The 14,293-nt window shown below is 52.4% G+C and carries 14 protein-coding genes; 8 read left to right on the top strand and 6 right to left on the bottom strand.

Features of this window, described 5'->3' with window-relative positions; genetic code table 11:
• Positions 1 to 356: 356 nt before the first annotated feature.
• Complete coding sequence (rhaT, locus tag AC6I8K_RS09670; protein ID WP_497826626.1) at positions 357 to 1,391, top strand: L-rhamnose/proton symporter RhaT; 1,035 nt, start codon at positions 357 to 359, stop codon at positions 1,389 to 1,391.
• 27 nt (positions 1,392 to 1,418) lie between these two features.
• Here rhaT and rhaR read toward each other — a convergent pair whose 3' ends face one another.
• Positions 1,419 to 2,285, bottom strand: a complete 867-nt coding sequence (gene rhaR, locus AC6I8K_RS09665) for an HTH-type transcriptional activator RhaR (RefSeq protein WP_497826625.1) — start codon at positions 2,283 to 2,285, stop codon at positions 1,419 to 1,421.
• A gap of 15 nt (positions 2,286 to 2,300) precedes the next feature.
• Positions 2,301 to 3,122 (bottom strand): HTH-type transcriptional activator RhaS, encoded by an 822-nt coding sequence (gene rhaS, locus AC6I8K_RS09660; RefSeq protein ID WP_064738734.1) that lies wholly within the window; start codon positions 3,120 to 3,122, stop codon positions 2,301 to 2,303.
• Positions 3,123 to 3,412: 290 nt separating this feature from the next.
• On the opposite strand from rhaS, the gene rhaB reads away from it, so the two are divergent.
• The 4 genes from rhaB to rhaM are packed head-to-tail and all read left to right on the top strand — an operon-like array spanning position 3,413 to position 7,291.
• The gene (gene rhaB / locus AC6I8K_RS09655; protein ID WP_497826624.1) at positions 3,413 to 4,885 is read left to right on the top strand and encodes a rhamnulokinase; all 1,473 of its coding nucleotides are present in this window, start codon (positions 3,413 to 3,415) and stop codon (positions 4,883 to 4,885) included.
• Positions 4,878 to 6,134 (top strand): L-rhamnose isomerase, encoded by a 1,257-nt coding sequence (locus AC6I8K_RS09650; RefSeq protein ID WP_064738732.1) that lies wholly within the window; start codon positions 4,878 to 4,880, stop codon positions 6,132 to 6,134. The genes rhaB and AC6I8K_RS09650 overlap by 8 nt, the downstream gene beginning before the upstream one ends.
• A 10-nt stretch (positions 6,135 to 6,144) precedes the next feature.
• Complete coding sequence (gene rhaD / locus AC6I8K_RS09645) at positions 6,145 to 6,987, top strand: rhamnulose-1-phosphate aldolase (protein ID WP_064738731.1); 843 nt, start codon at positions 6,145 to 6,147, stop codon at positions 6,985 to 6,987.
• The gene (rhaM, locus tag AC6I8K_RS09640; protein ID WP_497826623.1) at positions 6,977 to 7,291 is read left to right on the top strand and encodes an L-rhamnose mutarotase; all 315 of its coding nucleotides are present in this window, start codon (positions 6,977 to 6,979) and stop codon (positions 7,289 to 7,291) included. Before rhaD ends, rhaM begins: the two co-directional genes overlap by 11 nt.
• A 67-nt stretch (positions 7,292 to 7,358) precedes the next feature.
• On the opposite strand, the gene AC6I8K_RS09635 is transcribed toward rhaM, so the two are convergent.
• Positions 7,359 to 8,012, bottom strand: a complete 654-nt coding sequence (locus tag AC6I8K_RS09635) for a TetR/AcrR family transcriptional regulator (protein WP_497827237.1) — start codon at positions 8,010 to 8,012, stop codon at positions 7,359 to 7,361.
• Positions 8,013 to 8,307: 295 nt separating this feature from the next.
• Here AC6I8K_RS09635 and bhsA point away from each other — a divergent pair, with 295 nt between their 5' ends.
• Entirely contained in the window at positions 8,308 to 8,565 is a 258-nt protein-coding gene (bhsA, locus tag AC6I8K_RS09630; protein WP_064738728.1) for a multiple stress resistance protein BhsA, read from the top strand.
• A gap of 84 nt (positions 8,566 to 8,649) precedes the next feature.
• Here the strand turns inward: bhsA and AC6I8K_RS09625 are convergent, their stop codons facing one another.
• From AC6I8K_RS09625 to ynfM, 3 genes are all read right to left on the bottom strand, one after another.
• A complete protein-coding gene (locus AC6I8K_RS09625; protein ID WP_064738727.1) occupies positions 8,650 to 9,834 on the bottom strand; it encodes a sugar transporter in 1,185 nt (394 codons plus the stop codon).
• A 365-nt stretch (positions 9,835 to 10,199) separates the two neighbouring features.
• On the bottom strand, positions 10,200 to 10,457 hold the full coding sequence (locus tag AC6I8K_RS09620) for a hypothetical protein (protein ID WP_064738726.1): 258 nt from the start codon (positions 10,455 to 10,457) through the stop codon (positions 10,200 to 10,202).
• A gap of 168 nt (positions 10,458 to 10,625) precedes the next feature.
• Entirely contained in the window at positions 10,626 to 11,882 is a 1,257-nt protein-coding gene (ynfM, locus tag AC6I8K_RS09615; protein ID WP_497826622.1) for a multidrug efflux MFS transporter YnfM/SxtP(Kp), read from the bottom strand.
• Positions 11,883 to 11,976: 94 nt separating this feature from the next.
• Here ynfM and AC6I8K_RS09610 point away from each other — a divergent pair, with 94 nt between their 5' ends.
• The gene (locus AC6I8K_RS09610) at positions 11,977 to 12,873 is read left to right on the top strand and encodes a LysR family transcriptional regulator (protein ID WP_064738724.1); all 897 of its coding nucleotides are present in this window, start codon (positions 11,977 to 11,979) and stop codon (positions 12,871 to 12,873) included.
• Positions 12,874 to 13,007: 134 nt separating this feature from the next.
• Entirely contained in the window at positions 13,008 to 14,225 is a 1,218-nt protein-coding gene (gene mlc / locus AC6I8K_RS09605) for a sugar metabolism global transcriptional regulator Mlc (protein ID WP_483817423.1), read from the top strand.
• Positions 14,226 to 14,293 lie beyond the last annotated feature (68 nt).

Below are 14,293 nucleotides of genomic sequence, written 5' to 3'. Positions count from 1 at the left end.
CGTCCTGATGATTTTCCCAACGTTATACGGATTTAATGCCTGCGGGGAAAGGCTGACAGACGGCTTTGTGTAACTGCCATGTTAACTGTTGCAGTGGCAGTGAATCAAAAACTGTGCTGATCGACACAACATATTAGAAAAATAGGCTGAATAATAAGACACTTATAAAAATTAACGTGTGACCTGCCTGCAAATGCGATTTTGTGATCCTTATGTTGATGACCCACCGAATTTTGCCAGCAACCTCCGCTTTCCGGCAGCCATTCAAAGGCTGATGAAAAGCTGCCCACCGTAGACTGCCGGTAATCGGGAAACCGCCGGTTTCCTGTTGGCCTCAACCTTACGAAGGAATAACAATGAACAGTGCCATTATTGCAGGTATTTTCTGGCATCTGGTGGGTGCCGCCAGTGCCGCCTGTTTTTATGCTCCATTTAAGCAGGTGAAAAAGTGGTCTTGGGAAACGATGTGGTCGGTGGGCGGCGTCATGTCGTGGCTGATTTTGCCTTGGGCCGTCAGTGCGGTGTTACTGCCTAACTTCTGGGCGTATTACGGCAGCTTTAGCTTCTCTCAACTGATGCCGGTGTTTCTGTTTGGTGCCATGTGGGGCATCGGTAACATTAACTATGGTTTGACCATGCGCTACCTGGGCATGTCGATGGGGATTGGTATCGCCATTGGTATCACCTTGGTGGTGGGAACCTTAATGACACCGCTGCTGCAGGGCCGCTTTGTTGAGCTGTTCAGCTCGCCAGGCGGACGTATGACACTGCTCGGCGTATTTGTCGCGTTGATTGGTGTGGGAATTGTTTCGCGTGCCGGTTTGCTCAAAGAGCGCGCGCTCGGCATCAATGCCGAAGAGTTCAACCTAAAGAAGGGGCTGATATTAGCCGTAATGTGCGGCATCTTCTCAGCGGGCATGTCGTTTGCGATGGATGCTGCAAAGCCCATGCATGAAGCCGCCGCGAATCTCGGTATCAATTCACTTTATGTCGCCTTACCAAGCTATGTGGTGATCATGGGTGGTGGCGCGTTAGTCAATCTGGCTTATTGCTTTATCCGCCTGGCAGTGAAAAGCGACCTCTCTGTACGTCGTGATTTCTCGGTTGCCAAACCGATGTTACTCGCCAATATCGCCTTTGCCGTGCTAGGCGGCACCATGTGGTATTTGCAGTTCTTCTTCTATGCCTGGGGACACGCCAAAATCCCGGCACAGTATGATTTCATCAGCTGGATGCTGCATATGAGCCTTTACGTGCTGTGCGGTGGTTTGGTTGGCCTGGTGATGAAAGAGTGGAAGTCGGCGGGTCAACGTCCGGTACGCGTTCTTTCTCTGGGTTGTGTGGTAATCATCATTGCCGCCAATATCGTTGGATTAGGCATGGCGGCCTGATGAAAAGCCTGGCGCTGCTGCTGTGCGTCAGGCTTTGACCTTTTCAGTTGAGGGTTCACGATGCGGCAGGAAACGCTGCCGCCACGCACTGGGTGTCAACCCGGTTTCCCGCGTAAACACCACCGAAAAATAGTTACTGTCATCAAAGCCACAACGTGCGGCCACTTCACTGATTAAGCAATCCTGCGTGCGTAGTAAATACTTAGCCTGGCACAGCTGTAACTGCCGCAAATAATGCCCCACGGTCATGCCGGTTTGCTGGCGAAACAGTTGTTTTAACGCCCGCTCGCTCAACTGATTCTGTTGGCAAAATACGGCCAAATCGAATGGACGGCTGATGGCGCCTTGCAGCGCCGACATCAGCAGATCCAGCTGCTCACCTTCAGGCAATGCCCAGGGTCGATCGGCCGCATAACCGTGACGGCGTAAAATTAGCGCAAGTTGCAAAAACAGCGCTTCGGAGAGTTGGATTGATAACGAATCACTTTTGCGGCTTTCGCGCTCCAACTGGCTAATCACGCCACGCGCCAACGCCATGCCGCGCGTGGTCAAACGCCAGCAGCCTGGCGAATCATCTTCTTGCGGTGGCAATAATTGGCTCCAGTCGAGGCTAAGACGGAAACGATCACGACAGTAAAGAATGTTATCCAGCGCCAAATCGTTGACGCTGTCGTAGCTGTGGCAGTCGTTATCGTGAAGGTAAAAAACGTCGCCGCAGGTAATCAACCATGGACGATCGTTTAATACATGCAGACCGTTGCCACGCCAGACGATAACGATTTCACTAAATTCATGGCGGTGCGGAGGGAAGGAGGGTTGCGGCATACGCTCGGCCACCGCAATCGGCAAATTGGTGGCCGGGAAATAGTCTTCGCGCGTTAAAATCAGCGACATGAGGAAACGCTCCAGTTATAGCATCTGCTGGCGCTCCGCTCTGGGCGCGCAGCCAAATTCTCGCCTGAACAGCGTGGAAAAGTGGTTACTGTCACCAAATCCACACTGATAGGCGATGTCTGTTATGCGCATATCGCTATGGCGCAGTAAATGCCGCGCCTGTAACAGGCGAAGCCGATTAAGGTAACGCTGCGGTGTATTGCCGGTTTGCTGCTTCATCTGGCGGTGCAGGGTGCGCAGCGACAATGAAAAACGATCGGCTAATGCATCCCACACAATCTCTTCACTGTAGTGCTCATTGAGCCAGTCGAGCAACCGATGCAAGCGTGCTTCCTGATCCTGAGATTGATCGTTGTGAGCCGCTTCGCGCAACAACACCAGCAGTTGCAGAAAAAGCTGCTCCTGACGTGCGTGACGTTCCAGTGACCACAACTCATGCTGCTTCATCTGCGTAACGATTTGCAGCGCCTGCGCCATCACTTTGTGATTAATGCGCCAGTGCGAAGCGTAATGGTCCTGTTCTTCGCGCGGCAATAGATCCTGCAAACCCGAAAGAAAACGGAATGCTGACGGACTGCGATACAACACATTGGTCAGACACAAATTTTCCGTTTGTTCATATAGGTGGCGATCGTGATCGCGTACGAAGCACACGCATCCCGCAGATAAGGCTTGCGGCTGACCGTTAAACACATGAATACCTGAACCTTGTTCAACCAACACAATTTCATGGAAATCATGATGGTGCTCGGGGAATGCCTGCTGCGGCACACGCGGTTCAATGGCGATGGCGTAATTCCCTTCAGGGAAGAAATCTGCGCTATGTAGAACGGTCATGATTCGCCTCTTGATTAACTTTACCGTTGCCGAGTCTACGCAGGCGCCAAGCACCTTACCTTGAATTTTCACCTTAGTGACGCAGGAAAATGGCTAATTTTTCAAGATCTCACCAGCGTTTAACGGAAATGCGGCAAGGCTCACAACTCTCTCCTTGTGTGGTTCTGTGAGCTTTCTCACGAACTTCTTTGTCAGTCTGCCAGCGACTATTACGCACTGGCAGTTAGGGGAAGGTGGCTAAAAGCAGAGATTTCTAATCTGTAGCCATCTCATCACAGGAAGAACACGCCATGAGTATGCGTAACATTGTTGCCATTGATTTAGGCGCATCCAGCGGGCGCGTGATGCTCGCACAATGGAGTTCAGCGAATCAGCAGATCAGCCTGCGTGAAGTTCGTCGCTTCACCAATCAGCGCGTGCGCCGTGCAGATTATGATTGTTGGGATTTAGACCGGCTGGAGCAGGAAATTCGTTTGGGGCTGGCCCAGCTAGATGATGAAGGCATTTTGCCGGACAGTATCGGCATCGATACCTGGGGCGTCGATTTGGTCTTACTGGATGCTAACGGCGAGCGTGTCGGCGAAGCGGTGAGCTATCGCGACAAGCGCACAGAAGGACACATGGCTCAGGCCATTAACGACCTCGGCAAAGGTGCTATCTATCAGCGCACCGGCATTCAATTCTTGCCTTTCAACACGCTTTATCAATTGCACGCCCTCCATCAACAGCAACCAGATTGGCAGGCGCAGGTGCAGTATGCGCTGATGATTCCAGACTATCTGCATTATCGCCTTACTGGCCAGATGAACTGGGAATACACCAACGCTACCACCACCCAGCTGCTTAATATCCATAGCGGTGAATGGGACAGTGATTTGCTCGCCTGGGCAGGTGTACCCGCAAAATGGTTCGGCAAACCGACCTCACCGGGCAATACGGTAGGTTACTGGACCAGCGCCAGCGGCAACAACATTCCGGTCATCGCGGTTGCCACGCACGACACCGCGAGCGCCGTTTTAGCAACCCCCTTAATGCAGGATGATGCCGCTTATCTCAGCTCTGGGACCTGGTCGCTAATGGGGATTGAGAGCCTGCAACCCTGCGTCAGCACTGCCGCGCTTAAAGCCAACATTACCAATGAAGGTGGGGCAGAAGGCTATCGCGTTCTCAAAAACATCATGGGATTGTGGCTGCTGCAACGTGTCTGCACCGAGCTGCAAATTACCGATCTCTGCGCGTTGATAGCAGAAGCGGCACAGGAAATTGCCTGTAATGCGCTTATAAACCCGAACCACAGCCGTTTTATCAATCCAGACAGCATGGTTCAGGAGATTCAAAACGCTTGCGCCGAACAGAATATGCCCATTCCGCAGACGCCTGCCGCGCTGGCGCGCACCATTTTTGACAGTTTGGCCTTGCTGTATCGCCAGGTGATGGGTGAACTCGGTCAACTGCGCGCCGCGCCGCTGCGCCAACTGCATGTGGTGGGCGGTGGCAGTCAGAATCCGCTGTTAAATCAATTATGTGCTGATGCCTGTCAACTGCCGGTATTGGCAGGACCGATTGAAGCCTCGACGCTCGGTAACGTCGGCTGCCAGTTAATCGCCTTGGGCGAACTGCGTGACGTTAGCGATCTACGACGCTGCATTAGCCAAAACTTCCCGTTAGAAAAATTTGAACCGTTGAACAACAGCGCCTTTGCTGCCCATCAGGCACGCTTTGCGGCGCTAAGCCAACCTGCTAAGGAACTTGCATATGACTAAGCTGATTGAACAGGCCTTCGAACTGGCCAAACAACGCTACGCCGCAATTGGCGTGGATGTGGAACAGGTAATGGCGCAGCTGGATGGCATTCCGGTCTCGATGCACTGCTGGCAAGGCGATGACGTGCGTGGTTTTGAAAATCCGAACGGAGAACTGACCGGCGGTATTCAGGCCACTGGCAACTATCCGGGACGCGCCCGCAATGCCGATGAGCTGCGCGCTGATGTTGAAAAAGCGATGTCACTCATTCCAGGTGCAAAACGTCTTAACTTGCATGCAATTTATCTGGAGAGCGACAAGCCGGTCGATCGTGATGCGATTGAACCGAAACACTTCAGCAACTGGGTTGAATGGGCCAAAACCCATAAGCTAGGCCTTGATTTCAATCCAAGCTGCTTTTCACACCCGTTGAGCGCGGATGGCTTTACGCTATCACATGCCGACAAAGGCATTCGCCAGTTCTGGATCGATCACTGCAAGGCCAGCCGCCGTATCTCAGCACATTTTGGTGAGCAGTTGGGCACCGCATCCGTCATGAATATCTGGGTGCCGGACGGTATGAAAGACCTCACAGTCGATCGACTGGGACCGCGCCAACGCCTGGCGAGTGCGCTTGATGACGTGATCAGTGAAAAACTCAATCCCGCGCATCATATCGATGCGGTTGAGAGCAAACTGTTTGGCATTGGTGCGGAAAGCTACACCGTGGGTTCCAATGAATTCTGCCTCGGTTATGCCAGCAGCCGCCAGACCGCACTGACTCTGGATGCCGGCCACTTCCACCCAACCGAAGTTATTTCCGACAAAATCTCCACGGCCATGCTCTATGTGCCTCGCCTGCTGCTGCACGTAAGCCGTCCGGTTCGCTGGGACAGCGATCACGTGGTGATTCTCGACGATGAAACACAAGCCATCGCCACCGAGATCGCGCGTCACAAACTGTTCGACAAGGTGCATATCGGCCTGGACTTCTTCGATGCGTCTATTAACCGCATCGCGGCCTGGGTAATTGGTACACGCAATGCCAAAAAAGCGCTGCTGCGTGCGCTGCTGGAACCCACCGATCAGTTACGCAAGCTTGAGAGCGAAGGGGATTACACCGGACGTCTGGCGATGCTGGAAGAACAAAAATCGTTGCCGTGGCAAGCGGTGTGGGAAGCCTGGTGTCTGCGCCACGATGTCCCTGCTGATGCCAGCTGGCTGAGCGAAGTCCGTCATTACGAACAACAAACACTGCGTCAACGTTAAGGGACACACCATGCAAAATATTCTCTCTTCCGCTTTTGTTCAGGGAATGGTTAAAGCGACCAGCGACATGTGGTTGAAGGGCTGGGATGAACGTAATGGCGGCAACGTCAGCCTACGTTTACTGCCGGAAGAAGTTAAAGATTTCACCGGTGATTTCTATGCAGAGCCGCGCTGTATTGAACTGACAAAACCCGCGCCGGCGTTGGCCAATGATTGGTTCCTGGTCACCGGGTCGGGCAAGTTTTTCCGCAATGTACAAATCGACCCGGCCGATTGTCTGGCGCTACTGCAGGTGGATGACAAAGGCTTGTCATATAAAATCCATTGGGGGTTGAGTAACGGTGGCTTGCCAACATCAGAACTGGCAGCCCACTTCCAATCGCACAGCGTGCGCAAACAGATCTCAAATGGCGTTGATCGCGTCATTATGCACTGCCATGCCACCAACTTTATGGCGCTGAGTTATGTGGTGGATCTGGATTCCGCACGCTTCACACGCCTGCTGTGGGAAGGCAGCACTGAATGTCTGGTGGTGTTCCCGGATGGCGTCGGCATTCTGCCATGGATGGTGCCAGGCACTGATGGAATTGGTCAGGCCACGGCTGATGCGATGGCGAACCACAGCATTGTGATGTGGCCGTTCCACGGTATCTTTGGCGCGGGTCCAAACCTCGATGAGACCTTTGGCCTGATCGACACTGCGGAGAAATCCTCCGAAGTGGTGGTGAAAGCACTGTCGATGGGTGGAATCCGTCAAAGCATCACCACAGAGCAGCTGATCGCGTTGGGTGAACGCTTCAACGTCAAGCCGTGGCAAGCGGCTCTGCAGGCGGAACGCAGCGATGTTGCGTAAAGCCTTTGTGATGCAGGTGCATGCACACTGCCACGATGAGTATCTGCGCCGTCATACGCCAATTTGGCCGGAGCTGGCTGAGACGCTGAAGGCGCATGGCGCGCACAATTACGCTATCTGGCTGGATGGTGAACGCAATCTGCTGTTTGCCAGCGTGGAAATTGAGTCTGAAGCGCGTTGGGAAGCAGTAGCAAAAACAGAAGTGTGTCAGCGCTGGTGGGCATCAATGAAGGATTTAATGCCATCTAACCCGGATAACAGCCCGGTGAGCGCGCCATTAACACCGATGTTTTTCCTACCTTAACGCTCGTTCGCCTCACGCGTAGTATTGAGGCCATAAATTCAGGCCGACAGGGAAGTCGGCCTGAATTTTATTGGGTGCTCAATTCACAATATCCCGCGAGAGCGGGCCAGATTGCCATTTGTGTATCCACGATCTGGTCAAGATCGCTGCGATTAGCACCTTCACGAGCACGCACGGACATTCCCTGCAGTAAGCACGCCAGATAGCTGGCTAAGATTGCACTATTGGCACATTGCGGTAACTCGCCGCGCTGCTGCCGGGTATCAAGAAATGCTTTTAACGCGGATTCCTGCGCATGATGCTGCTGCGCCAGCATTTGCGCCACTTCTTGTGAAGCGGAAGAAAGTGCGCTCGAGGTACAAATGAAGAAACAGCCTGCTGGCTTATCACATTCGGTGAAGCACGCGGCAGTTGCACGAAAATAAGCTTCAATAGCCGTTTTCACATCTAATACATCATCATTCAATACTGCGTTACGTTGCGCGCTAAACGTTTCAATATATCGCTGCATCGCCGCACGGAATAAGCCTTCTTTATTTTCAAACTCAGCATAAAGTGTTGGGGCTTTAGCGCCGGTTGCGTTAACCAAATCGGACAACGAAGTGCCTTCATAGCCATGCGCCCAGAACAACATCAATGCCTTGTCCAGGGCATCGTTGCGATCAAACACCTTCGGGCGGCCGCGCGTTTTCCTGTTCACCACATCGTTAACTTCTGTCATTGGGCACCTCAAAGCTAAGTAACACCCAATTAAATTACCGATCATTAAATAAATATGCAAGCGCAGCGCGAAATGAGCCTGTGCGGCTTTATCCGTTCGTGCTTTTGGCTGACGAAAGCACCCAAATGGATAAGTCAAAAAGGGCCGCGAAGCCCATAATCACGCCACTTTCAATTTAAATAACGACCATTAATAAAATGATTGACGCGCGCACCCTTTCGGCAGTAGCATTTAATTAACGGTTGTTAACTTAATTATGACCGACCCCAATTCATCTGTTTAAGAGAGCAAAATTATGAAAAGCATCAAACTGACCCTGGCCGCATTAGCATTGTCTTCAATCGCGTTTGGTAGCATGGCTGCAGACCTGGTAAACGCAGCGCCGCTGAATCAACAACAAGTTGGCGTGATTAGCGCATCAGGCAGCACCAACCTGACCTCGCTGGAGAATCAGCTAGCGGAAAAGGCCAATGCTGCCGGAGCAAAGTCTTTCCGCATCACTTCGACCTCTGGCAACAACAAGCTAAATGGCACAGCAGTAATTTATAACTAAGAGAATGGTGCGGAGTGCGATGAAGCATTCCGTGAGAAGTGATTAAAAGGCTTCAGAAGATACACCTTCTGAAGCCTTTTTTTGTTATCCGTTGGTACGGAGTTGCGGGTAGCGACGGAAGATAGCGATACACCACAACAGTGCGGCAAGGCCAATGATGCCGCCGACGTTACCGACATCAGACATTTGCATATGCAGACTGACCTGGTTGCCCAGCAGCGCACCCGCGCCGATACCGATGTTATAAATACCCGAAAATAGCGACATCGCGACGTCTGTCGCATCCGGTGCCAGCGCTAAAACACGTACCTGCATCGCCAACCCAATCATCATCATTGCCATGCCCCAAACGATGCACAACACGGTGATAGCGGCGGGACGGACTGCGGCAAACACCAGCAAGCCCATACATAGCGTGATCATCGCAATCGCGGCGATCAGCATCGCCGAAGGAAATTTATTCCCCAGCGTACTAAACAACACGCTGCCGATAATTCCCGCCGATCCAAACAGCAGTAAAAGCAGGGTGGTGAAATTATCGTCGGCATTGGCAACAATCTGCATAAAGGGTTCGATGTAGCTGTAAGCGGTGTAATGTGCCGTCACCACTACCGTGACCAAAATGTACATCGCCACCAGCGCTGGGCGGCGGAATAGCATCGGCACGCTGCTCAGTGACCCGGTGTGCTCGCTCGGCAGACGCGGCAGTATGCGCATTAGCAAGATCATCAACACCAGGGCGGAAAGGCCGATCATGCCGAAGGTGGTGCGCCAGCCAAGATATTGACCAACGATACGACCAATCGGCACGCCCAGCACCATCGCCAGCGCGGTACCGGTTGCCAGCATACTCAGTGCCTGCGTTTTTTTCCCCGCCGGCGCCACGCGAATCGCTAGCGAAGCGGTAATTGACCAGAAAACGGCGTGCGCTAAGGCAATACCGATACGTGAGATAACCAGTGAAGTGAAATCCCATGCCACGGAAGAGAGCACATGGCTGGCCACAAACACAATGAAGAGCACCGCTAACAGCAAGCGTCGCTCAATGTTGCGGGTTAGTAACATCAACGGCAGCGACAATAAGGCCACAACCCACGCATAGATAGTCAGCATGATGCCGACGTCAGCAGTTTTCATGTCATAGCTGGCGGCGATATCCGACAGCAGGCCGACCGGTACGAATTCTGTGGTGTTAAATACAAAAGCAGCAATGGCCAGCAATACAACGCGTAGCCAGGCCGTTTTACGGGAAACAGTAGTAGATTGCATGGATTTCAAATCTGTCAGACGGCGAGTGAAAGGGCGAGGTGGCACCCCATAAAGTGACCTGAGTCACAAATTTACGCTATTGTGGAGCATTAATGAGCGGAGGGAAACCGTTTGTCGGGATTTTATTACTGAATATTTTTTATCGCGAAAGTGGTTGTTAATAGCCTGAGGTTATTAGGCTTTCTGCTTACAACGCGAGAGTGACTTAGAGCGATAGCAGTGGGAAAGAGGCGACTGGACCCAACGACGGTTTTGCAGCGTTAAGGTCCAGTCATTATTACATTTAAATTTATTGTTATTGTGTAACGCCTCAGTCGTGCTTAACAAAAGAGCTTAAGCACATGGCCATTCTCAAATCATGATTATCAGAGTCGCACCATGTGTTTTAGTGCCACGCTATTTTGAGTCGTCATGTTTTTTTTTACATTAACCGGACAGCAATGCTCGCAGCCCAGCGCGCTGGCATAAAATTTACGGGCTTGCTGAATGGCGGCATTTGGCGTGTAAAAAGTACCAAGAAAACGGCGTACCTCATCGGCGGGCAAGAACGGGCAACCCGTTGCATGTACTACATGGTTGTCGTTATAGCCGGCGTGCTTATCGACGTAATAATAGCGTTCCATCTAACGTCCTCATTGCTGTGAAATAATAAAAGTCTAACTATTGTTGGAATGGAATGAATTATAGCGATGAATGGACGTTTTGTTTTATCTGGGACTGTGAGATCGGCGCATGGCGTGATTGAGAGAAGAGAACGGGGCACATCAGCCCCGTTTAACAGATGAAAGGTATTACAGTTTTCGGCACTGCAAACGCCAACCGACCAGCAAAGCCATTAATAATAGCAGGCTAATGAATGCGGTTACGCCCATCCAACCGTAACTGTGCCAGAATACGCCGCCCAACGTACCCGCCACGCTGGAGCCAACGTAATAGCTGAACAGATAGAGTGAAGATGCCTGGCCTTTAGCACGACGCGCACGCGGGCCAATCCAGCCGCTGGCAACAGAGTGTGCCGCAAAGAATCCGGCGGTGAACAGCATCATGCCGGGCAAAATTAGCCACAGTGAGTCAAACGCTGTCAGCAGCAATCCCGCTAGCATAATCGCAGTAGCGCCGATCATCACGGGAGCGCGCCCAAAGCGGCTGGTCATCGCACCCGCTTTCGGGGAACTCCATGAACCCGTCAGATAGACCACCGAGAGCAAACCCACCACCGCCTGGCTCAGCGACCACGGCGCGCTTAGCAGGCGATAACCAATATAGTTGAACAGGGTGACGAACGCGCCCATCAGCAGAAAGCCTTCAGCAAACAGCAGCGGCAGACCTTTATCGCGCCAGTGCAGACGGAAATTGATCAGCAAACTGCGCGGACGTAATGAGGCCGGACGGAAATGACGTGACGCGGGCAAAATTTTCCAGAACATCAGCGCGCCCGCCAACGCGAAGCAACCAATGACGCCTACCGCAACGCGCCACGAGAAGAAATCGGTCAATACACCGGTTAACAAGCGTCCGCTCATGCCGCCTATCGAGTTACCGCTAATATACAGTCCCATGGAAAAGGCGATGACGCGCGGATGAATCTCTTCACTTAGATAAGTCATGCCAACGGCCGCAACACCGCTCAGCGATAACCCAATCAGCGCGCGCATCTGCAAAATCCCTTGCCAGCTGCTCATGGTGGCGGAAATCAAGGTACAGATGGCGGCCAGCATTAACGCGGTAACCATTACCGATTTACGCCCAATCGCATCCGACAGCGGACCAGTAAACAGTAAGCCCAGTGCCATTAAGCCGGTCGATAACGAGAGAGAAATGCTGCTTTGCGCCGGGGAAACGCCAAATTGCTGCGAAAGCACCGGCAGAATGGGCTGCACGCAATAGAGCAGGGCGAAAGTAGCAAGGCCGGCGGAAAACAAGGCCAGCGTCACGCGCATAAACTGCGGCGATCCGCGTTCAATCCATTCTGAAGGGGTTGTAGCTGGAGCAGGCTTTACGGATAACTCGTCTTCATCGAGTATCACCGCCTGGGAAGAGCGACTCACGGAACATCCTCGTTTAAGCAATCATGGCGTTACTGTAGGAAAGGGATAATAGGTTGTACAATATATTAATAATCTCAAATAAGACGTTTAAAATATGAATGTAGAGTTGCGCCATTTACGCTATTTCATTGCCGTCGCGGAAGAACTGCATTTTGGGCGGGCCGCGCAGCGACTCAACATTTCGCAGCCGCCGTTAAGCCAGCAAATTCAGCAACTGGAACAGGAAATTGGCGCGCAGCTGTTTACCCGCACCAATCGCAGCGTACAAATCACGCCCGCCGGTGCGCTGTTTTTACAGGACGCGCGAGCCATTTTGCTGCAAGTCGAACAGGCTGCCCGTCGCGCTGCGCGCGTGCATACGGGACAGGAAGGTGAGTTGCGTATTGGCTTTACCTCCTCAGCTCCCTTTACCGGCCTGGTTTCAGATGCGTTGTATCAATTCCGCCAGCGTTGGCCGGAAGTGCACATTCAGATGCAGGAGAACAACACGCGGCAGCAACTGGCGCCTTTGCACGATGATCGACTGGATCTTGGCGTGATGCGCAATACGCCGCTGCCCAACGATTTGCAGCACCGCGTATTACTGCGCGAACCGCTGTGTGCGGTGGTGCATTGGGCGCATCCGCTGGCCGATGCTGAGTCGATTTCTATTCAGGCGTTAACCAATGAGCCATTTGTGTTTTTCGATCCGCAGGGTGGCACCGCGTTATACGGTGAAATCCTGGCGCTGCTGCATCGCTATCAAATTAAACCCTTTATTACTCAGGAAGTGGGCGAGGCGATGACTATTCTGGGCCTGGTGGCAACAGGGCTGGGCGTGTCGATTCTGCCGGCGTCATTCCGTCGGGCGCGTCTGGCCGATGTGGTGTGGATCCCTTTACAGGAGAGTGACGCGATTTCTGAGGTTTGGTTGGTCTGGTCGGCGACGCGAGAACCAACGGCGCAAATGACCAACATGATGTCGTTGATGCTGCAAAACGCGGAGAATTAACCCAACGCATTAAGTTGGGGGCAAAGTTTATGTGCGATAAATCACATTTCTAATCAAATATTTGACGTTCCCAGCCAATCTGCATCACCATAGCTGTTGTTTATTTAGAAGCGCGAAAATAATGGGAGTAGGGCGTGAATCTGTACAGTCAACCTGGTCATATTGATCAGATAAAACAGACCAACGCAGGTGTGGTTTACCGACTGATTGACCTTTACGGCCCGATTTCGCGTATTGAGCTTTCTAAACGTGCCCAGTTAGCACCCGCCAGCATTACCAAAATCGTGCGTGAAATGCTCGATGCTCATCTGGTACAGGAAACCGAATTTCAGGAACCGGGCAGCCGCGGTCGCCCAGCGATTGGTTTGATCCTCGACACTCTCGCCTGGCACTATCTCGCCGTACGCATTCAGCCCGGATTCATTACGCTGACGCTGCGCGATCTCAGCAGCCGTGCATTGCAGGAAGATCGTTTGCCGCTGCATGCCACCGCCGAAAAACCGCTGCTGCAAACCTTGCAGGAGATGGTGAATGACTTCTTTATTCGCCATCAAAGCAAACTGGAACGGTTAACCGCCATCGCCATTACCTTGCCGGGTTTGATCAACGCCGCTTCTGGCATAGTGCATCGTATGCCGGGTTACGACGTTCAGGATATGCCGCTGGCAGAAACCCTGGCGCAGCGCACCGGTTTACCGGTGTTTGTGCAGCATGACATTTCTGCCTGGACGTTAGCCGAAGCGTTGTTTGGCGCATCCAGTGGCGCGCAACACGTGATTCAGATAGTGATTGATGAAACCGTCGGTGCCGGCGTGATCAGCGGCGGACAATTGCTGCATAAAAATGGTCGAACGCTGGTGGAAATAGGCCATACGCAAATCGATCCTTACGGCCAGCAATGCTACTGCGGCAATAACGGCTGTCTGGAAACCGTCGCCAGTATCGGAAGTTTGCTTAATCTCACGGCACAGCGTTTGCCGTCGCAGCCCGACAGTTTATTGCATCACACGCCGTTGACGATCGAAAGCTTATGCGAAGCGGCACAGCAGGGTGATCGCTTGGCTCGCGATGTGATTGCTGGCGTAGGACATCATATTGGCCGCATGCTGGCGATGATGGTAAACATCTTTAATCCTCAACAAATCCTTATCGGTTCGCCGCTAAATAAGGCCGCTGATGTGCTTTTCCCTGCGGTGAGCAGTACCATTCGTCAGCAGGCATTGCCTGCTTACAGCCGTGAAATCCAGCTCACACCAACGGCTTTCAGCGATCCTGGCACCTTTGGTGGCGCTGCACTCATAAAAGATGCGCTCTATAGCGGCCATTTATTGGTAAAACTGTTGCAGGGATAATTAAAGCTCACCTTAAGTTTGTCCTAACGCAATCTGCCCGTGAAAACATTTCCTTAAACTGCCTCCTT

It is taken from the genome of Pantoea sp. X-Soil-ISGK-421 (genome assembly GCF_059730785.1).
Note: the sequence above shows the minus strand (reverse complement) of the source record. Positions and strands in the feature narration are given on the sequence as shown.